Origin of the sequence: Microcoleus sp. B7-D4, assembly GCF_036705125.1 — a bacterium.
Taxonomy (GTDB): domain Bacteria; phylum Cyanobacteriota; class Cyanobacteriia; order Cyanobacteriales; family Microcoleaceae; genus Microcoleus.
In genome coordinates, this window is the sequence record NZ_JAUBTT010000057.1 from 14,642 (window position 1) to 34,511 (window position 19,870).

Annotated in this window: 21 protein-coding genes and 1 pseudogene; 11 read left to right on the top strand and 11 right to left on the bottom strand. The window is 45.8% G+C overall.

The window, feature by feature from the left end; genetic code table 11:
* Positions 1–111: 111 nt before the first annotated feature.
* The 3 genes from recA (at position 112) to QUB12_RS22385 (ending at position 2,120) form a co-directional block, all read left to right on the top strand.
* A complete protein-coding gene (recA, locus tag QUB12_RS22375) occupies positions 112–1,248 on the top strand; it encodes a recombinase RecA (protein ID WP_333308435.1) in 1,137 nt (378 codons plus the stop codon).
* Between the two features lie 394 nt (positions 1,249–1,642).
* A complete protein-coding gene (locus QUB12_RS22380) occupies positions 1,643–1,897 on the top strand; it encodes a type II toxin-antitoxin system prevent-host-death family antitoxin (protein WP_333308437.1) in 255 nt (84 codons plus the stop codon).
* Positions 1,890–2,120 carry a type II toxin-antitoxin system YoeB family toxin gene (locus tag QUB12_RS22385; protein ID WP_333308439.1) on the top strand — a complete coding sequence of 77 codons (231 nt, stop codon included), beginning with the start codon at positions 1,890–1,892 and terminating at the stop codon, positions 2,118–2,120. The genes QUB12_RS22380 and QUB12_RS22385 overlap by 8 nt, the downstream gene beginning before the upstream one ends.
* 53 nt (positions 2,121–2,173) lie before the next feature.
* On the opposite strand, the gene QUB12_RS22390 is transcribed toward QUB12_RS22385, so the two are convergent.
* Positions 2,174–2,893, bottom strand: a complete 720-nt coding sequence (locus QUB12_RS22390; RefSeq protein ID WP_333308441.1) for a hypothetical protein — start codon at positions 2,891–2,893, stop codon at positions 2,174–2,176.
* A gap of 612 nt (positions 2,894–3,505) precedes the next feature.
* Between QUB12_RS22390 and QUB12_RS22395 the strand changes: the two genes are divergently transcribed.
* The 3 genes from QUB12_RS22395 to QUB12_RS22405 are packed head-to-tail and all read left to right on the top strand — an operon-like array spanning position 3,506 to position 4,233.
* Entirely contained in the window at positions 3,506–3,715 is a 210-nt protein-coding gene (locus QUB12_RS22395) for a hypothetical protein (RefSeq protein ID WP_333308443.1), read from the top strand.
* A gap of 3 nt (positions 3,716–3,718) precedes the next feature.
* Positions 3,719–3,979 carry a hypothetical protein gene (locus QUB12_RS22400; protein ID WP_333308445.1) on the top strand — a complete coding sequence of 87 codons (261 nt, stop codon included), beginning with the start codon at positions 3,719–3,721 and terminating at the stop codon, positions 3,977–3,979.
* A gap of 29 nt (positions 3,980–4,008) precedes the next feature.
* Positions 4,009–4,233: a helix-turn-helix transcriptional regulator gene (locus tag QUB12_RS22405; protein ID WP_333108272.1), complete on the top strand. Its 225-nt coding sequence runs from the start codon at positions 4,009–4,011 to the stop codon at positions 4,231–4,233.
* Between the two features lie 74 nt (positions 4,234–4,307).
* Here the strand turns inward: QUB12_RS22405 and QUB12_RS22410 are convergent, their stop codons facing one another.
* From QUB12_RS22410 to QUB12_RS22425, 4 genes are all read right to left on the bottom strand, one after another.
* Entirely contained in the window at positions 4,308–5,204 is an 897-nt protein-coding gene (locus tag QUB12_RS22410; RefSeq protein ID WP_333108273.1) for an alpha/beta hydrolase, read from the bottom strand.
* A 217-nt stretch (positions 5,205–5,421) separates the two neighbouring features.
* Entirely contained in the window at positions 5,422–6,909 is a 1,488-nt protein-coding gene (gene dacB, locus QUB12_RS22415; protein WP_333308447.1) for a D-alanyl-D-alanine carboxypeptidase/D-alanyl-D-alanine endopeptidase, read from the bottom strand.
* Between the two features lie 132 nt (positions 6,910–7,041).
* Positions 7,042–9,249: a beta-propeller domain-containing protein gene (locus QUB12_RS22420; protein ID WP_333143591.1), complete on the bottom strand. Its 2,208-nt coding sequence runs from the start codon at positions 9,247–9,249 to the stop codon at positions 7,042–7,044.
* A complete protein-coding gene (locus tag QUB12_RS22425) occupies positions 9,242–10,771 on the bottom strand; it encodes an ATP-binding protein (RefSeq protein ID WP_333308448.1) in 1,530 nt (509 codons plus the stop codon). The genes QUB12_RS22420 and QUB12_RS22425 overlap by 8 nt, the downstream gene beginning before the upstream one ends.
* Positions 10,772–11,025: 254 nt before the next feature.
* Here QUB12_RS22425 and QUB12_RS22430 point away from each other — a divergent pair, with 254 nt between their 5' ends.
* On the top strand, positions 11,026–11,796 hold the full coding sequence (locus tag QUB12_RS22430; protein WP_333143593.1) for a PD-(D/E)XK nuclease family protein: 771 nt from the start codon (positions 11,026–11,028) through the stop codon (positions 11,794–11,796).
* Positions 11,797–12,156: 360 nt separating this feature from the next.
* Here the strand turns inward: QUB12_RS22430 and QUB12_RS22435 are convergent, their stop codons facing one another.
* The 3 genes and pseudogenes from QUB12_RS22435 to QUB12_RS22445 all read right to left on the bottom strand — a co-directional run.
* A complete protein-coding gene (locus QUB12_RS22435) occupies positions 12,157–12,483 on the bottom strand; it encodes a (2Fe-2S) ferredoxin domain-containing protein (protein ID WP_333143594.1) in 327 nt (108 codons plus the stop codon).
* A 78-nt stretch (positions 12,484–12,561) separates the two neighbouring features.
* The gene (locus QUB12_RS22440) at positions 12,562–12,876 is read right to left on the bottom strand and encodes a zinc ribbon domain-containing protein (protein WP_333143595.1); all 315 of its coding nucleotides are present in this window, start codon (positions 12,874–12,876) and stop codon (positions 12,562–12,564) included.
* A 28-nt stretch (positions 12,877–12,904) separates the two neighbouring features.
* Positions 12,905–13,801, bottom strand: a pseudogene (locus tag QUB12_RS22445) (RNA-guided endonuclease InsQ/TnpB family protein); the annotation flags it as partial.
* Positions 13,802–14,133: 332 nt separating this feature from the next.
* Here QUB12_RS22445 and QUB12_RS22450 point away from each other — a divergent pair.
* From QUB12_RS22450 to QUB12_RS22465, 4 genes are all read left to right on the top strand, one after another.
* Entirely contained in the window at positions 14,134–14,634 is a 501-nt protein-coding gene (locus QUB12_RS22450) for a CBS domain-containing protein (protein WP_333300728.1), read from the top strand.
* 121 nt (positions 14,635–14,755) lie between these two features.
* On the top strand, positions 14,756–15,430 hold the full coding sequence (gene nblB / locus QUB12_RS22455; protein WP_333308450.1) for a phycobilisome degradation protein NblB: 675 nt from the start codon (positions 14,756–14,758) through the stop codon (positions 15,428–15,430).
* 515 nt (positions 15,431–15,945) lie between these two features.
* Entirely contained in the window at positions 15,946–17,232 is a 1,287-nt protein-coding gene (locus QUB12_RS22460; RefSeq protein ID WP_333143598.1) for a CAP domain-containing protein, read from the top strand.
* A gap of 172 nt (positions 17,233–17,404) precedes the next feature.
* Positions 17,405–17,935, top strand: coding sequence for an adenylate kinase (locus QUB12_RS22465; RefSeq protein ID WP_333143599.1), 531 nt, complete (start codon positions 17,405–17,407; stop codon positions 17,933–17,935).
* A gap of 55 nt (positions 17,936–17,990) precedes the next feature.
* On the opposite strand, the gene murQ is transcribed toward QUB12_RS22465, so the two are convergent.
* From murQ to QUB12_RS22480, 3 genes are read right to left on the bottom strand one after another with little or no spacing between them, the layout of a single operon-like run.
* Positions 17,991–18,905: an N-acetylmuramic acid 6-phosphate etherase gene (gene murQ / locus QUB12_RS22470; RefSeq protein ID WP_333143600.1), complete on the bottom strand. Its 915-nt coding sequence runs from the start codon at positions 18,903–18,905 to the stop codon at positions 17,991–17,993.
* 20 nt (positions 18,906–18,925) lie between these two features.
* The gene (locus QUB12_RS22475; RefSeq protein WP_333143601.1) at positions 18,926–19,090 is read right to left on the bottom strand and encodes a hypothetical protein; all 165 of its coding nucleotides are present in this window, start codon (positions 19,088–19,090) and stop codon (positions 18,926–18,928) included.
* A 46-nt stretch (positions 19,091–19,136) separates the two neighbouring features.
* Positions 19,137–19,511 carry a DUF3110 domain-containing protein gene (locus tag QUB12_RS22480; RefSeq protein ID WP_333108882.1) on the bottom strand — a complete coding sequence of 125 codons (375 nt, stop codon included), beginning with the start codon at positions 19,509–19,511 and terminating at the stop codon, positions 19,137–19,139.
* Between the last annotated feature and the right edge of the window lie 359 nt (positions 19,512–19,870).

Below are 19,870 nucleotides of genomic sequence, written 5' to 3' on the forward strand. Positions count from 1 at the left end.
GAATCTTCAACCAAATGCTCCCAGAACCTCCAGACCCCAAAAATAACTGCTAACATACGTGTTGTACAGTTAATCAACAAGCTCCGCAAGGGGTCTACCCGCGTACCGCAAATGGCAAAAAAAGAAGCGTCTATAAAAACTTCCACTGAAAACTCAGAAAAGCAAAAAGCTCTAACTTCCGTACTCTCCCAAATCGAGCGCAGCTTTGGCAAAGGGGCGATCGTCCGATTGGGAGACTCCACTCGCATGAGGGTAGAAACCATTCCCACCGGAGCCCTGACACTGGACATTGCTTTGGGCGGCGGTTTGCCAAAAGGCCGAGTTATTGAAATTTACGGCCCGGAAAGTTCCGGTAAAACAACTCTAGCCCTCCACGCGATCGCCGAAGTCCAAAAATCCGGCGGTATCGCAGCCTTCGTGGATGCCGAACACGCCCTCGATCCCACCTACGCCTCAGCTTTAGGCGTCGATATTGAAAATCTCTTAGTTTCCCAGCCGGATACCGGCGAAATGGCCCTAGAAATCGTCGATCAACTCGTCCGTTCCGTCGCCGTCGATATCGTAGTAATTGACTCCGTAGCCGCCCTCGTCCCCCGCGCCGAAATCGAAGGCGACATGGGCGACTCCCACATGGGTTTGCAAGCGCGTTTGATGAGCCAAGCTTTGCGGAAAATCACCGGCAACATCGGCAAATCCGGCTGTACCGTCATTTTCCTCAACCAATTGCGGCAGAAAATCGGCATAACTTACGGCAACCCGGAAACAACAACCGGCGGTAACGCACTCAAGTTCTACGCCAGCGTGCGGCTTGACATTCGCCGCATTCAAAGCTTGAAAAAAGGTACAGAAGAATACGGCAACCGCACGAAAGTTAAAGTTGCTAAAAATAAAGTTGCTCCGCCTTTCCGTATTGCCGAATTTGACATTGTATTTGGCAAAGGCATTTCTACTTTAGGCTGTCTGACTGACTTGGCCGACGAAATGGGAGTAATCATCAAAAAAGGTTCTTGGTATAGCTACAACGGAGAGAACATAGCTCAAGGACGAGACAAAGTGATCCAGCACATGGAGAAAAACATCGATTTCAAAAATGAAATTGAGGAGCTAGTTAAAAAGAAACTTGAGACTGGTGCTGTGGTTTCTGCTAATTCTGTCGCTCCTGTTGAGGTAGATGAGGTAGATGATGTAGATGATGTAGATAATGTAGATGAGGTAGATGATGTAGATGGTTTGGACGAAGAAATCTAAGTTTTTTAGTCCTCAATAGTTACTCGTTTACTGGTTGTTTACTCGTGTTACTCGTTACTTTCACAAAGAACGAAAGTAACGCTCAACAGCGACAAGCGAGCCTCGAATTTAATTTTCGCTCGGCTTCGGTTCGCTTGTCGCTTACATGGGTTAAGAGGCACAGCCAGTCAACAAGTAAACCAGTAATATGAATTCCGGCTGCACCGGAATGATATAGAGGACACGGCACTGCCGTTTCCTCCGTTTATATCATTGGGATGAAGAACGGAATTGATATAAACCAGTAACACAGCCATAGAACCAGTAAATTGACCGGACATCATATGAGAGCCCGATTGCCGAATATATTGCGGATTGATATACTTGTACAGTAAGTAGTACAAATGTCAAGTAGATGAATATTGTTTCTTTTAGCAAAGCGAGAAATAACCTCAAGGCTGTTTTAGACAGAGTAGGGGAAGATACGGACTATACCATCATCACGAGACGGGATGCGGAGGATGCCGTGGTGATGTCGCTAGAGTTCTTTAATAGTTTGCTGGAAACACTTCATTTACTCAAATCTCCCGCCAATGCTGCCCATTTGGAGCGTTCTATTGCTCAGTTTAAGCAGGGGAAAGTGGTGGAGCGAAATTTGTTGGATGACTAGAAAGTTAGCAGGGACGGATGAGGCTTGGGGCGATTATTTATTATATTGGCAAGGGCAAGACAAGAAAACTTTAAAACGAATTAACAAGCTAATTGAGGCAACAATCCGATTGCCCTTTGAGGGGATCGGAAAGCCAGAACCACTGAGGGAGAATCTGGCGGGAGCATCTCATATTTGTAAAAATACTTCTTTTGGCTCCTGGCTCCTGACTCCTGACTCCTAACTCCAATTTCTAGCTAGGCTACTTTCATTGAGATGCTCCCTATTTACGAACACTTATTCAGGCATAGAAACTGGCTGAACGTATTGAGAATTAGCGCGCACATAACAGCCTTGTCTTGTCAGCAACCAGGGTTGACCGTTCGCCATCGTAATCGCATTTGCTCCCCTGAGTTCAGCAGCAACTGTATCTCTATCCGCCCGGTAAACTTGTTGAATTGCTCCGTTTGCGTTCTTGCGGCAGTTGAGTTGTCCATCTCGCGACGTGACTCGCCAAGCAGGCCAAGTTACAAGACCATTTGTTGGACTCGACCAAGTATTAGCATTGCTAGAAGTATAGTCGCCACTTGCATTAGGACGCGGTAAAGCTTCGACTAAATTTACTTTAAATGTCTGGCCAATAGAAGGACAATTTTCTCCTGCTTTTACCTTCCAAGTAACTTCGGCTCCCAATTGGCTGCTTCTTCCAACTTGACGCCTGATAATGGCAATATCTCCAGAACAAACAATTTTTCGGCCAGGGCCTGTCGCAGTGTCTTTGAAAGTCCCATTGTAATAGTAAGAGCCTGCTGCTCCTTCGGAACGGGTAATTTGAATATTGCCCAAAAATTCCCGATTGCCTACTTTGGTTAAGTAAAAACCGCTGCGATTGTTTCCTTTTTCTGACAAGTTTAAAGTAGTTTTACCGTTAGGATTAACATAAGTGGTAGCGCTAGCAGCAGCGCACCAAATCAATGACACAACTCCTGTGGATAACAAAATGGAAAGTTTTTTCATAGTAACACCTTGTATGAATCTCTACTTTATTTGTAGCTGTTGGTGAACATATTTGACCAGTCGCTCAAATGAGTGACACTCATTTGAGCGGCATTCTAACGACATAGGGGCAATCGCCCATGATGACCACGACAACTTCGGCAACCACGGGGGATTGGCACTACTGCGTAATTCCTAAACATCAACTCTGGATAACTTCACCTTACTTCACCTTACTTCAACTCTCTTCACTTGTATGCACCTGCATCACGAGGCCTGCAAGCTTCAACTTCGGACTCATTGCAGGTTCCAATAATTAGCAGCAGAATAAATTTATATACGTAAGTAAGGGAGTTCCAGTCACCGCTAAATACTGTGGATTTTACGGGTACTTCCCGGTGGGTCAAGTGGGGGCAACTAACACTAGCCCGATTTTGAAAACTGGCAGATTTCACCTCTGAGGCAGTTTGTAAAGAAATGTAAAAGCTCCTGATAGCCGATTGCTTTGAGAGAAAGTAAGGTTTCTAAGCTGAGTCGGTAAAAAAAGTCGTCTCGATTCAGCGCAAAAATGAACTTGACAAACACCAATTAATTTGCCCGAAACTTAAATCATTGTTGAAGGGAGAATCAATCATGGCTGACGGTCAATTAGAAGTTATATTAAAGATGGCTCGAACAATTAATCCTCAAATTGAGAGCGATCGACATTTTGAAATAGACTTGGCAAAATTGCGCCAACTGCCAGCAGGAACATTAGGGTGCGAAGTGGCGCGATTTCTAGACGAACAAGGCTTTGAGCCGATCGCATCGGGAGACTGGATTCAGCGAAACCACGACGTTTAACCGGTGCTGACTGGTCTTTCAGCTTCAACAGAAGATGAATTTATACTTCAAGCGTTTACTCGCGCTCAAGTATTTCGTCCTTCTTGTGCGATTTTAGTGTTAGTTGGACTGATCGGTGGCCAATGCGCGATCGGACAAATTATCAAAGGCTTAAAACACGGAAAATTAGCCACTCGATTAATTAATTGGGACGTTGCATCTGATTGGGAAACTCCTTTATCTGAAGTTCGAGAGAAACTCGGAATTCTACCCTTAATTGATTAGATTTTAACTCGTTACCTCATTGGAAAAGTATGCAAAGCATAAGTTACAAAGCGGAAATTAGCCTGAGTCCACGCGAAAGAGCGATCGCGCAATTAATAGCCCAAGGCCTGCCAAACAAATGTATTGCCAAAAATTTAAATATCAGTCACTGGACGGTTGCTACTTACGTGAGGCGGATTTTTATCAAACTCGGTGTTTGTTCCAGAACTGCGATGATTGCACTGCTGATCCAAGAAAATTTGCTCTGGGACTAATAAATAAGTAGGGTGCGTCAGATATTAGGAACGGGCCGGAGAGCCCGTTCTTATGTGCAAGCGTTACTTTTTTTCTATGCCACAGCCACAGAACCAGAAGAATTTCTCAGAAAACTCAGCAATTCTCGATTCACCGTTTGCGGCGCTTCCTGCTGAATCCAGTGGCCGCAGTGAGGAACTAATTTCAACTTAAACGGAGCCGTAATTAATCTGTCTAAACCTTCTACAAGTTTGTGGCTCAAAAACGCATCATCTTCTCCCCAAAGCACCAAAGTAGGCACTGTCACAGGTTCTAATTTCTGCCCCAAATTCCAAAGCCTCTGCGGATGAAACATCTGCCGGTAATAATTGATAGCGGCGGCTAATACTCCCGGCTTTTCTAAAGCAGTCTGATAAATCTTAGTTTCCTCAGCGCTAAAAGATCCTTTGCGAACAGCTTGTCCTTGGAAAACATTGTGAACAAAATCTTTCAAGTTTTGCCGGATCAACAATTCTGGAATGCCCGGAACCTGAAATGCCAAAACGTACCAACTGCGGCGGATTTGATCTAAATTGCTCGCCATTTCCTGCATGAATCGCTGCGGGTGCGGAGCGTTTAAAATTGCCAAGCGATTGAGTTGTTCGGGGAATTTTTGAGCTAAGTGCCACGCAATCGCCCCTCCCCAATCATGACCTACAACGTGAGCTTTTGTATAACCGAGGCTCGCAATCAAACCGCGAATATCGGCGCTTAGCGTATCCAAATCATAGCCGCTTTCCGGCTTGTCGGAATCGTTGTAGCCCCGCAAATCCGGCACTACCACCTTGAAATGACGCGCTAAAGCAGGGATTTGATGACGCCAAGAGTACCAAAACTCTGGAAACCCATGCAGGAGGAGAACGAGTTCGCCTTCTCCTTGAGAAACGCAGTGCAGGCGGATGTTATTGGTTTCCACAAAGATGTGTTGCTGTTCGGAATCTAAAGAATTCATAGTTGGAAAGTTAGACTTATTTTCGGGAAGTACAGAACCCGCCGACTGGTAGCAGGCTAAAACGTCCCAATGGTGTTAATTTTTCTACTTTTATTGTAGCTGCTTTTCGATCCCCGCCGCTGCAATCTAATGAAACTTAAAACTTGTAGGGTTTTTGGGTGTCCGGTTTTTTATGCGTAACTACTGAACTCACGTTTTTTACCTTAAATCTGTTGTTTTAACAGCGGCGCAGGCGATTCAATAATAGCACAATTTCGTCCGTTGCCGATCGCATTTTTGCAGTCGATAGGTCAGAGTGATTGACGATAATGCTAAACACCAGCGGCTCGTAATTCGGAACTTCGATATATCCCGACAGCGCCGAAACTCCGCTCATAGTTCCTGTTTTTGCTTGCAAATTTACGCGGTTTGGTGTAATATTAAAGCGATTTTTCAAAGTGCCGCTCTCGCCAGCGATCGGCAGTGACTGGCGGTAAATAGATGCAGCAGGTGAATTGGCCATAAATCTCAAAGTTTCCACTAAGGCTTCTGGAGTAATTAAATTGTGGCGAGACAAGCCGGAACCGTCGGCTAATCTGTAGCTGTTTGGATTTACTCCTAATTGAGTTAAAACTGTTTTTAACTCTTTCAAACCCATTTCACCTGTATCCTCTTGTGGCACAGGCATCTTGCCTGTGAGTGTTTGTGGCAGGGGCATCTTGTCTGTAGCTTTTCCCAACAATCTCAATAAAACTTCTGCATAAAGATTGTTGCTTTCGCGATTAGTTTCTCTCACCAATTCCGCCAGCGGCGGCGATTCAACGGTCGCTAATTCTTGATTTAGATTGCGAGAAGCCGATGCAACTAAAGCCTGTTTAACAGGAATTCCCTCAGCAGCCAGGGCTTGTTGAAAATACTGCAAAAAATTATTAGCGGGGTTGACAACTGCGACATAAGCTGATTCAGGTTCTGCACCAACTTTCAACTGTCCGCCCACTCGAATTATAGGTCGATCGAACTCCCGGCCAACTTCAATAAACTCGGATTCGTTTTGGGCGACTGTTACTGAATTGTTCTGGAGTTGCCACTGATTTGCCAGCTTTGGTTCGGCAAAAGTAACTTTCAGAGGTTGCCCCAGAGCCTGGGGGGACAAGAGAAGGTCGATCGCGTTTTGATTGAAAATTAAACTGTTAATCGGCGCTCCGTAGCCAGCTTGCGCGTCTTCCCATTCCCAATTCGGATTAACTGCACTGCCTTGAAAATAGCTGTCATCCCCAATCAACTGGTTAACTTGACTGATTCCCCGCTGCTTCAACTGCTGCGCCAAGGATTTCAACTGAGCCTCAGCAATGCTCGGATCTCCCCTGCCGGCAACGTACAAACTCCCATTTTCGCCGCTGTAAACCGATGTCTTAATCCGAAAGTCTGCACCGAGTTTCTGCAAAGCAGCGGCTGTGGTTAGCAGCTTGGCATTTGATGCTGGAATAAAATATTTTTGGGCGTCGCGGCTGTAGAGAGTAGCAGTAGAAGATAGAGGTTGAATCAAAATGCCCCAGCGCGATCGGCTAAATTCGGGACGGTTGGCGATCGCATCTACTTGCGCTCCCAATTCCCCAAGACAAATATCCCCAGCAACCGCCGACGTTTGAGCCGCAACCGCCGACGGACGCCCCAGAATTAGGACGAACAAACTAACCGCAATTCCTTGGATTTTCAAGTCGTACATATATGCCCAACTCTGGTTGAATAACCTATTTATGATCTGATAATTGGTAGTGTGTGATTGTTAATTGGCCAGATAAAGAACCACAGCTAAGCTGCTACGCAGCTAAGAAGGAGCGCATCGGGGTTGACTGCATTACATCCCCTCCAAACGTAGGAAATGCACTCGGCCTGATGAGTCACCCGCGACAATCGTCACCCCATCCGATGCAGCCGCACAGGCAAGTAACTCATCCTCGCTACTGAAACTAGCAATCACTCTGCCACTCTGCAAATCCCAGACCCTCAGAGAGTGATCCTCTGAAGCTGAAACTGCTAGTTGTCCTTTGGGTATGATAGCAACTGCCCATACCTTGTCAGTATGCCCGATGAGGGTACGAAGTTCTTTTCCTGTTTGTAAATCCCACATTTTGAGGGTTTTATCCCTTGAAGCTGAAATAGCCTGTTGCCCATCTAGGGTGATGGCAACTGCCTCTACATAGCTGGTATGCCCTATAAGAGTATGTAGTTCTTTTCCTGTCTGTAAGTCCCAGATTTTGAGAGTGTTATCTGATGAAGCTGAAACTACTCGTTGTCCATCAGGAGTAATGGCTACTGCATTTACCATATAAGTATGCCCGATCAGGGTACGCAGTTGTTCTCCACTATGTAAATCCCAAAGTTTGACAGTGAAATCCCCTGAAGCAGAAACAGCTTTTTGCCCATCGGGAGTGATAGCAACTGATCCTACATAGCTGGTATGCCCGACGAGGGTAAGCACTTCAGTTCCTGTTTTTAAATCCCAAATTTGGAGGCTTTTATCCCACAAAGCTAAAATTGCTTTTTGACCATCAGGGGTAATAGCAACTGCCTGCACTTTGTCATTATGCTCAGTTAAGGTACGCACTTCAGTTCTATTGTGCAGGTTCCATATCTTAAGGGTTTTATCCCAGGAAGCGGAAACAGCCTGTTGCCCATCTGGAGTAATAGCGACCGTCCATACCAAATCGGTATGCCCCATGAGATTACGCTCTCTAACACTTCTATGCAAATCCCAAACTTTGATGGTCTTATTGTTTGAAACTGAAACAACTTGTTGCCCATCTGAGGTAATAGCAACAGCCTGTACCGGGTAGGTATGACCTATAAGGGTACGCAGTTGTTCTCCGGTCTGTAAATTCCAGACTTTGAGGGTGTTATCGTTTAAAGCACCAACTACCAGTTTTCCATTGGGGGTAATAGCAACCGAATTAATTGAAGCTGTATCCTCGTTGATAGTAAGCACTTCAGTTCCACTTTCTACATCCCAAACTTTGATGCTATCGCAGGAAGTGGATACAATCTGTTGCCCATCAGGAGTAATAGCAACTCCCACTATTGAGTTAGTATTCCAGTTAAAGGTACGTACTTCGCGTCCAGTGTGCAAATCCCAGACCTTGAGAGTTTTATCCCAGGAAGCAGAAACAGCCTGTAGCCCATTCGGTGTGATAGCTATGGCTTCAACAAAAAAGGTATGCCCATTCAGGGTGCTTTCTTCAGTTCCCTTCTCCAAATTCCAGACTTTAACTGTGAAATCCCCTGAAGCAGAAACAGCTTGTTTTCCATTGGCAGTGATGGCGACTGCCTCTACGAAGTTAGTATGCCCAGTGAGAGTACGTAGTTCTTCCCCACTTTGCAAATCCCAAACTCTTAGGGTGTTATCAAATGAAGCGGAAACAGCTTGTTTTCCATCGGGAGTGATAGCGACTGACCGTACTAAGCTGGTATGCCCGGTGAGAGTACGTAGTTCTTCCCCACTTTGCAAATCCCAAACTTTTAGGGTGTTATCAGATGAAGCGCAGACTACCTGATGTCCATTGGGCGTAATGGCAATTGCATCTACATCCCCGGTATGCCCAATCAGGGTACGCAGTAATGCTCCATTAGGTGGTGTTAAGTTAGATGTCAGTGGATGCAACCAGGGAGCTGCTTTACACTGCTTGGCCTGTTCCAGAAGTCCCTTAATCTCTGGCTCCTCAAAAGCCATCAAACGCCCTAACAATTGTCCTGCTAGTTGCATTTTATCCTGATCCAAAACGTGCGCGGATAACCGCAATGCGCCTTGAATCAATCTCAAATTGTTACCCTCACTCTTAACCCACTCTCCAGCATTTAAGATATCGGGAGTGAAAGCCAAGTCATAATCCTCAATCAGTGGTTGTGGCCCTAATTCAGAAATCTTAGCTTCAATGAAATCAAAATCTGTTAGGAGGATGTACAGCCGATCTACTTGTACAGCGTCTGCCAGGAGCTTTGGTAGAGCCTTCAATTTATAAACCCGGCTACCTTGCGGTAGTTGCTTTAAGCGTTCTGCTAACTTACCCATCGCCGTACAACTCCTGCCAGTTACTATCTGCCATCAGAGTTTTTATGTTCTCAATTGTTATCCCTGCTGCCTTTACATCCTCGCGGTTTTCAATAAACCGACGGTAACTATGGTGATAAAACCTGTAAAAGGTTTGTCCGTACATGATTGGGCTGTGTAAAAACTGTTTCCATCCCTTAAGTACGTATTGCACGTTAAATTCGGCCTCTTGTTCTCCCGTATATTTGATGATTTGAACAATGTCTTTATCTGGGATAAGCTCGGAAGTTTCTGATAGGATGTAAACAATTCTGAACTTGGCGATCGGTGGCGGGTCGGTGGTCATGCCCATGAGTCGCCAATGATCTTTGTAATAATTTTCTAGACCTTGGGGTAAGCTTTCAATGCTTCCATCTTGGTAAATCCCATCCTCAATTTCTACTAGCACGCAGCGCAGATACATAAAGTTGTTTTCGCTCTTGTCGGCTAGTTGGGTAATGAAATCTTCGACTGTCAAGCTGTTAGCCTGAATCCACTGGCGCAGTCGCTCATGCTCATTAACGTGCTGCCGAATATAGGTCTGGACATCTTGTAAGCTACGGTCAGCGTATTCCTTTGCCATCAGGTCAAACAGGTACTTCGGCGTATCCACCACAAAGAGAATATCGACCCCCCGCCGCCGTGAAATCACGAAGTAAACATTCTTGGGCAAGTAGCGGGGCAGGTATAGGATGTTGGCACTTTTGTCCTGGCTCTCCAAGTCAACCTCATCCAGCGCATCGACAACAATTACCAGTCGTTCTCCCGGCTTGAGTTGTTCGCTGACTTCAGACAGTAATTTTTCCAAGAAAGCCTTGTTTTGATTGGCATCTGGCGGCAACTCCGAGTAGGGCAAGCGGTATTTGGCGATCAGTTGCGTGCAAACACTCTCTAGGAATTGGCTAGTGCAATTGATTCTTCCCAGGCGATCGTTGAAATGGGCTACGCATTCATGTCGTCGGACGTACTCGGCGAGTATTGTACTTTTACCCAAGCCGGGGTCGCCTTCGATGGTGAAATAACCGTTGGGCTTGTTGCTCAGGAAATCCTCAATCTTATCGAAAACGTATTTACGACCTACGAAACCTTCTGTCTTAATGTCAATCAGTGATCGAAACTGTCTGCGCCAGTCGTCCATTTCTGCCGCGATAAGAGCGGTTGTACCAACGCTTGAATCATTAGACCTTTGTTTTTGAAGCCACTCAGGAAACTGTTTTTCCCACAACCACTTGAATGCTTGCTCCCAAGGGCTTTCACCTTTGCGGGGCTGACCTCGACCAGTTGGTTTTACAATAGGACAGCCATTTATAGACAGCACATCGCATACAGCAGTCAAGTGATCTTGGAAAGTCTGTTCCTGATTGACAATCTCCTCGTTTTTCCACAGATATTCTGCAAGTGCCTTACGCTTCTTATTCGCATTGTTCTGATCAAAACGACTTAAGAAAACATCTCGCTGCTTCCCAAAAAAACCGTAGTGGTTAGCCACTTTATCTAGAAACATAAGCTTTAATTGTTGTGAGTCATCCTGGGAGTCCATATCACACCCGCAATAGGGAGATTATATTAAGTTATTGCCAGTCATCTTAGCATAGCAATTCATTCTTCTAATTTCGACGTAAATTCGGTTTTGACCAAAAACTCTATTAAATTCTATTTCTTCTCTATTTTAAACTTATTTAATTGACAGGTTTTCTTGATTAATCTAGATTCAGCAGTCAATCATCTACCAAAAAAGTAGATTTCACATAAAAAAATATGAACATACAACTTTCCCTTTTTCCCGAAGAATCAGGACAAGCTTTCTCAATTTCTTCCAATCAAAAACCTAAGACGACTCGCAAATCAACATCTACCAAACTCCCCAAGGAAACCAGAACGACTCAACCCGCTGCTAAAAAACGTTCAAAACCCTATATCTGGGTGACTTGGCTTTCTGGCTTAATGGCTCAAGAAAAGCAGTGCCAGTTCACAGCATGGTCGTTGGCTAACTACCAGTTCCCCAAACTACCCAGTGATTTTGACTCCTCTGCCCATGACAAGATGGTAATCCAACAGAAAATGCAACATCAAGCCCAAGGGTCTGCTGTCTATGTTGAGGATGACAATTCCTTCACAATTAACGGCAAGACTTGCGACATCGGTGGCAAGCCGGACATTGTAGTGAATGATTTTGGTCAGATCATCATAGAAGATTGTAAATCCGGCAAGCAGAAAATTGCACACAAGTATCAAGTGCTGATTTATATGCTGCTGTTTCCTCTCTCGCCAAAAGGCAAACTTCTCTGCCAAGGTCAGACTCCTGCGGGGCGGCTCGTGTATCCCGATGAAATAGTAGAAATTCCTCCATTAGATGTTGACACTAAATTCAAGGATTTCTTCCTCCAAACTGTTGCCATAATTAGTGGATCAACTCCTCCACCTCAAGCGCCGAGTCACTGGGAATGTCGCTATTGCAACGTTCCAGCAGCCTATTGTCCAGCACGAATTGAGCTAGATGCGAATAAAGGCAAACACGACCTCTTTTAAGGCGTAGATAGTTGCGACCCTCTCTCTGCCTGACAGTCAGAGGGTTTTTACCTCAGAGTAGCGGTCAAAAAGTATGTTCACACCTCCGTTAAGTGAAAGAATAGAACAGTCCCAGGCAGTCTTCGACTTAAGTGGACACCAATGATGTCAAGTCGTGTCTCTCAAGATATCGCGTGCTATGTGTAGCAACAAATTGCATAAGTTGTAGAAGTTACTGTCATTCTAACCTAATTAGCTGGAGCCAAATTTTCTCTGATTCACTTTGTCGGGTTTAGCTGCCTAGCAGCTTATTACCAGAATAATTTGGAGGGGTACAGAATTTGGATTTGGTATTAAAATTTCTCCCGAATCAAGTCAATATTAATAATAATAACGCGCATGAATTCTCGGATTGAACAGCGCCTCTACAGGTTTTCCCCCTTTGAGGTGCTCTTCCACAATCAACGGTACATCACTCGGTTTAACTCGACAATACCAAATTTCGTCTGGGGTAACTCGCACAGTCGGGCCAGTGGTGCACTGTCCCTGACAACTACAGGCCTCCACTTTCACCCCTGCAACTTGTTGAGCTTCAAAAGCAGCTAGCACTGCTGCTGAACCATTTTTCAGGCAAGATTGATACTGGCAAACCAATACACAGCGCGCTTCTGGTTGGGAGTCTGGTTCTGTGGCTGGAGATTCTGGCATTGGTAAGGATTTATCCGCTCTTTAATATATCTTAACAATCTTTTGACATCCTCACCGGCCTGAAGGCGCGGTGATTCCCTACCAGTCGAACAGAGTTAACTGTTCGTACTTTAGACGGGTTGACAGTTCATCGGGAACTGCCTCAATTGAGGTCTTACACTCCCTCCCTGCCCATTTTGAGTCGTGGATATGCCCTACCCCGACTTGTTCTATATTTTTTGAGGCGTTGTCGTCTCTGTCGTGAAGAGTGCCGCAATTCATACAGACAATTTCTCTCACCGAAAGGTCTAACTTGCCCCAGCGGTAACCACAATCCGAACAAACTTGGCTGGTTGGTTCCCATCTGCTGATGACAACTTGCCTCACGTCCAACTTTCTCCGACTTAGACTCACACATTGTTCTGAATTCCCGCCATCCAGCGGAGCTGATTGCTCTGGATAATTTGCGGTTCTTCAGGAGTCCGGAGACGTTTAAATCTTCTAGGGCGATAACTTGGTTCTCGTTTATCACCTTAGTCGATAGTTTATGCAGAAAGTCCTTGCGGATATCTCGCAGTTTTGCTTTGAGTTTCGCCACCTTCAATCGCATCCGTTCACGCCGCTTTGATGTTTTAGAGCGTCGTGATAACTTGCGTTGAGAGCGTCGAATTTTACGGTCTAACTTTGAGTAGCTGGGGCTTGCCACTCGCTCTCCCGTGCTGAGCGCCGCAAAAATTTTTATGCCCAAATCAATACCCACTGCTGGGTTAGAAGCTAGCTTGGTTTCGGGCTGCACCTCAACAACAAAACTAAGGAAGTAGCGCCCTGCGGTGTCTTTAATAACGGTGACTGAACTTGGTTCAGACGGCAGAGGTCGCGACCATTTAGTCTTAATACACCCAATTTTGGCTAAGAAAACCTTGGCAGCTTTGATGCTAAATCCCCCTTTTCGGAAACGGGCTGACTGTCTGTTTGTCCGCTGCTTAAATTTAGGGGGATTAACCTTTTTGCCTTTTCTTTTTCCCTTAATAGATGCGAAAAAGTTGTTCCAAGCTACACCTAAATCAGCAATAGATTGCTGTAATGGGATATTAGAAACCTCGCTCAACCACTCACGCTCTTGGGTCTTTTTGGCTTGAGTAATGCATATTTTTTGCAAATCTCCATTGCTAGGTAGTTTCTCCGATTTCTTACACAGTGCCAGAGCGTCGTTCCATACGACTCTCACACAACCAAAGAGCCTTGCCAGGTCTTTGCGTTGTTGCTCGGATGGATAAATTCGGTACTGGTAGCGTGATTTCATGCTAGTATTGTACACCATATATCCGTACAAACTCATGAAAAAACGATTAGATTTTAGGCTCGAAGACTTTGAATTAGAGATACTTGAAAAATATTGTGTGGCGGTTGGCAGAACTAAGTCTGATGTTCTTAGAGAGTTAATTAGGAATTTGAAAACCAAGAAAAAGCCGTCCTAGAAGGACGGGGCTTGAATCCCATTAATTTTGGTCAGACCCATCGCTCGCCGGAGTCCGGCAAAGGGCAGAATTTTATAGTGCGATCGAAAAAAACAGCAAAATTCTGGCATTCAAGCTTTTTCCTTCCTTCTACTTTCTAACGAATCCCTTCAGCAGAGCTGCCTTTCTTCAGTCTGTGCCGCCCTTTCCCTATATGATCGATTTAGAGCAACAACTCAATCAACCCCTAATCATGCCAAAAACAGTAGCCGATGTAATGAGCCGCGAGCCGATTTTGGCGCGACCCGAAATGCCCTTGAACGAAGCGATTAAAATTTTAGCCGAACGACGCATTAGCGGTCTTCCCGTCGTAGATGAGAATGACTTGTTGGTAGGAGTCATCTCCGAAACCGACTTGATGTGGCGGGAAACCGGCGTAACTCCCCCCGCTTACATAATGGTGCTCGACAGCGTAATTTATTTGGAAAATCCCTCTCGTTACGAGCGAGAACTCCACAAGGCTTTAGGACAAACAGTAGGAGAAGCCATGAGTACAGAGCCAGTTACCATCGGGCCCGACAAATCTGTCCAAGAAGCTGCCAAACTGATGCACGATCGCAGTATCCACCGATTGCCGGTGGTCGATTCGGCTGGCAAAGTAATCGGCATCCTCACTAGGGGAGATATTATTCGCTCGATGGCTGCCGAATCTTAAATTAACTGTTGCAGTTCCAGGAGTGTATCAGAAAATGAGTCGATCACTCCTTAAATCTCGCTTGCTTTTGGCAATTACCAATTACCAAATCTAAAATCTAAAATCTAAAATCTAAAATCCGATGAGCATTACCCCTGAGTCTGTCGAACAATTGCTGAATTCCGAGGATTTTGGCGAAAGACTGCGAGCAGTCAACCAACTGCGGCAACTAGAACCCGCGATCGCCTATAAACTAATTCAAATTGCGATCGGCGATAATAACGTCCGGGTTCGCTACGCAGCAGTCAGCCAATTATCAACCCTCGGCACGCAGAATCTACCGAACGCTTTAGAGGTACTGCGAAACAGCCTGAACAACGACCCCGAACCCGACGTGCAAGCAGCAGCAGCCGATGCTTTGGGCGCATTGAAATTAACCGATGCTTTAGAAGATTTGCAGCAAGTTTATAGCAGTACCTCTGAATGGCTGGTGCAACTAAGCATCGTCGCGGCTTTGGGAGAGATGGGAGATCCCAAAGCCTTTCCGATGTTAGAAAATGCCCTGACTTCTGAAAACGAATTAATCCAAACCATTGCCATTAGTGCATTAGGTGAATTGGGAGATAAACGGGCGCTGCCGCTGCTGCTTCCCTACGCTTCCAATGCAGATTGGCAAATCCGTTACAGAGTCGCCCAAGCTTTGGGGCGGTTGGGCGGTGCAGAAGCACAGACAGCTTTGGAAATTCTCGCCAAAGATGAGGTTGATCAAGTTGCTCAGGAGGCTAAAGTCGGACAAGAAAATAGTTTGAAATCTTGAGATTGCTTTTGCGATCCGGAACAACCCTGCGCGGTTGTGAATTGTGAATTAATTTAGAATTTTTTGTGAGGATTCTACTAAAAACTTAGTTTGCGATCGCACACAGAATTCAGAAACCCGGTTTCTTCCTATATTTGTCGTTCCTCTCTGCAAAAATCGTAGAAACCGGGTTTCTAGCCAGCAAGCCAGCGGGCTGGGTGCGCCGCGTAAACCATACTAATCAGGAAAAATCTCAAATCTAAAATCTCAAATCTAAAATTGTATTGATGCCACGGGCGATCGCAAATTCTTGTGAAACTCTCCTTCAAATCGAGCGTACTCTTCCCTTTTCCAATCAGAGCCAGCCTCTTGACATCCCCACTTTGAGAACAGCTATAATCAAAATAAATACAGCAGCGGCAGGGATTAACACAATTATTCAATTGTGCCGGGCCAGCTAGCGATCGGGGAAACTATCGTTAAGAGGGTAAGTCATCTACCAGCAAAAAAAACTCTTAAAACTCTTGAACGTCCCCATGCTTGAACAACTACAAAATTCCGGTTATCAGTCCTCTGACATTTTAATAGGAGAGCGATCGGTCTCTCAAGTTGCACCAACTTCAACCACCAATCAAAACTTTATTAACAGAGTTTTAGAACTTACCAACATCGAACGCAGCAAATTAGGTTTGTCCCCGCTAACCTTAAATACTCAGTTACTAAATGCGGCGGGAAATCACAGCCAAAACATGGCACTGCAAGACTTCTTTTCCCATACCGGAAAAGATGGTTCGTCATTAGGAAGTCGGATTTCTGCAACGGGCTATCAATTCTCAGCGGCCGCAGAAAACATTGCTGCGGGTTCTTCTACACCCGAACAAGTTGTATCATCGTGGATGAACAGCAGCGGCCACCGGGCTAACATTCTTAACCCGAATCTCAAAGAAATTGGCATCGGTTACTATTTCTTAGCCGATGATACTGGCACAGAAAATTGGAATCACTATTGGACGCAAGTTTTTGCGACTTCTCTTGACGGTAGTGTCAATCCCGCACCTACTCCCACACCTACTCCCACACCTACTCCCACACCCAACACTATATCTATTACTTCGCCAATACCCAATGCTACAGGGGACGGCAGCCCGACACAAGCACCCAAAAATACAGCCAGTGGCGGCAATTATTTCCTATCAGATAGTGCCGATACTCAAATACCAGCAAATGCTGCGGGATTGCCAATTTTTGCCCTTTCCGGCAAAGATAATATCACCGGGGGAGAAGGTGTTGATAGCATTAATGGAATGCAAGGTGCGGATACAATTAATGGCGCAGGAGGCAATGACAGCTTATCCGGCGGCAAAGAATCCGATTTAATTGATGGCGGTGTTGGCAATGATTTTATCAGCGGCAACAATGATAACGATCGACTAATTGGATCTGACGGTAACAATACTATCCGTGGCGGAAAAGAAGATGATGTCTTGATTGGCGGTAACGGCGACGAGTTGTTGGCGGGCGATCGCGGGCAAGATATGCTGACGGGCGGCGGCGGAAATGATACGTTTATTTTAGCCGGAGGTTTGTCTGCTTCGGCTACTTTAATTGGGGCGGATGTGATCGTCGATTTTGGGGCTGGGGATAAAATTGGTTTGACTGACGGTATCGGATTTGCAAACTTGACTTTTGAAGCTGTGAGTTTGCAGTTGGATGGAGGTGCAAGCGTCGCATCTACGGCGATTAAGTCGGGTACCAGTTATCTGGGCATCGTGCAGGGTGTAAGTGAAAGTCAGCTTACATCTTCTGTTTTTGTCAACGCCTAAAAAACATCATATCCAGATTCCCGACTCCTCCAAGAAGTCGGGAATCTAAAAACAAGAGCGCTTTACGTTGAATTTGGAGAGGATAATCAAGGGGGCTATTTTGATAGATTGATTATTATAGTAATAATATCAAGTATTGCTACAAACTGCATCATTCATAAGAGGGATAACTATGAAAAAAGTAGCGGTGTTTGGCAACGCTGGAGGCGGTAAATCAACTCTCAGCAAGAGATTATCAGAAATCACTGGTTTGCCACTTTACCCCTTGGATAAGATTCAATATAAATCTGGGGGCGCTGAGGTTCCAAACGAAGAATATAAGCGTATCCATGAGAAAATTTTGGCTACTGACCGATGGATTATAGACGGTTTTGGTTGTATGGAAACCGTCTGGCTTCGACTCAACGAGGCGGATAGTCTGGTTTTTGTCGATCTGCCCCTATACGTGCATTTCTGGTGGGTGACTAAACGGCTGATTACAGGTAGCTTTAGGCTACCAGAAGGCTGGCCTGACAAGAGTCCGATCTTGAAGAGTTCAATTAATAGTTACCGCGTTCTTTGGTTGTGTCACAAGTATTTGACTCCCAGATATCGCGAGTATGTCGATCGCGCCCAAAATACCAAAAGTGTTTATCACATCAGATCCACTGAAGAGATTTCACAATTTTTTGCATCGATATCGCAAATGACAGTTGAAAGTTGACAGTTGGCAGTTGGCAGTTGTTAATGACTAATGACTGTTGACTGCTGACTGCTGACTACTGACTAATTGATGCTACTGCCGATCGCAAATTCCCTTGAAACTCCCCCAAAATGCGATCGCACTCTTCCTTCTCCAAATTAGTCCAGTGCATCATCAAAGCTAATTTTACAGACTTGCCACTTTTTTCGAGCAGAAAACCCGCCTCATCCCGGTTCAAATCAGTCAAATCTTGCAACATCCGCACAGCCCGATCGCGCAATTTCTTATTAGTAACCGCCACATCAACCATCCGATTGCCGTAAACCTTCCCCAGCTTCACCATTACCCCAGTCGAAATGATATTTAAAGCCATTTTTGTGACTGTACCGGCTTTCAAGCGCGTCGATCCCGCCACTACCTCCGGGCCAACCAACAACCGAATATCAACATCAGCCTCAAAATTCACTTGTTCGACGGGTACGCAGGCCATAAACACAGTTTTCGCCCCCCGCTGGCGTGCCGCCTGCAAAGCGCCCGCGACAAACGGCGTCGTACCCCCAGCCGTAATCCCGACAACTACATCTAAGTTGGTAATGTGACGGTGGGCGATCGCCTCAGCCCCATCCTCAGCCCGATCCTCCAAATCCTCCGAACTCCGCACCAAAGCCCCCGCACCCCCGGCAATTATGCCCTGTACGAGTTCTGGCGGCGTGCAGAAGGTGGGGGGACACTCGGCCGCATCCAGCACCCCCAAACGCCCGGAAGTACCCGCACCGACGTAAAACAGGCGGCCTCCTTGACGTAGAGACTCGGCTGCAATGTCGATCGCATGGGCTAACTGTTCGCGGGCGCGGGCGATCGCGCTTAAGGTTTGGGCGTCTTCCCGGTTGAACAAGTCCACTAATTCGATCGAACTGAGTTGGTCTAAATTCTCGCTGTTGGCATTCACCTGTTCCGTCAGCAGATGCCCCCGTTCTTCCAAATTCTTCATTTTTTCTCAGTTGTTAATTGTCAGTTGTCGGCATTCAAGCGAAGTCCGGAGACATACAGAGTCACAGGTTCAGCCTGGAACCCTGTATCTACAAATGGAGCCCTTGATTGATCGCGCTGGAAGATATCAAATTTATCCTTCTTCCCTCTTCTTTCTTCCTTTTTCCCTCGAACCTCAACATCCATCCGTTACATCCGAAGAAAGCGAATCCGTTGCCGAACTTCCTTCTTATTACAAAAGTCCTTCGAGTCGGCGGCGAATAGAATCCAGTTCGTTTTGGGAAACGTCAGAATCCGGCTCCGACTCCGGCTCCTGCTCCGGCTGCCACTGAGTCTGTGTTACATTGTCTTCTGGCGGGATCGCCAGCGCGCCCGCCGGCACCAGTTCCCAATCATAATCAACACTATCGCAGAACTCCTTAATTTCCTCATCGTCGATCGCCTCGACAGTGGGCTCTGGGAAATCCTGAGCTTCCAACATCACGCCAAAGCGGGTGGCGTCGTCTTCTGACTCAAACATCAGAACTTTGTTGCGATCGCCGAGTTGAATGGTATGAATTCCCTCATTCTCGGTGCGGGCATTGAAGAGTAAGACGAACACTCGCATAAGTTTTAAAGACCTTCTTAACCACCGTTTTTTTATCTTAGGAGCGATCGTGCGATTTTAGATTTTAGATTTTAGATTTTAGATTGACTGTCGGTTTTAGGTGGTGTTGCGTGTTTTGATTAAGTTCGGTAAAGGTTTCTGGAGTCTACCCTGGAGGGGGACGTGTTTAGATTTTAGATTTTAGATTTTAGATTTTAGATTGACCACCGAGCCTGCACTAGCGGGATCGAGAGGATTTAGGGGAGTTGGAGGACTTGGTATTAGGTGGTGTTGCGTGTTTTGATTAAGTTTAGTAAAGGTTATTGGACTCTGCCCCGGAGTGGGACGTGAATCTTGAAATTCGATCCTCTGCGTTGGCG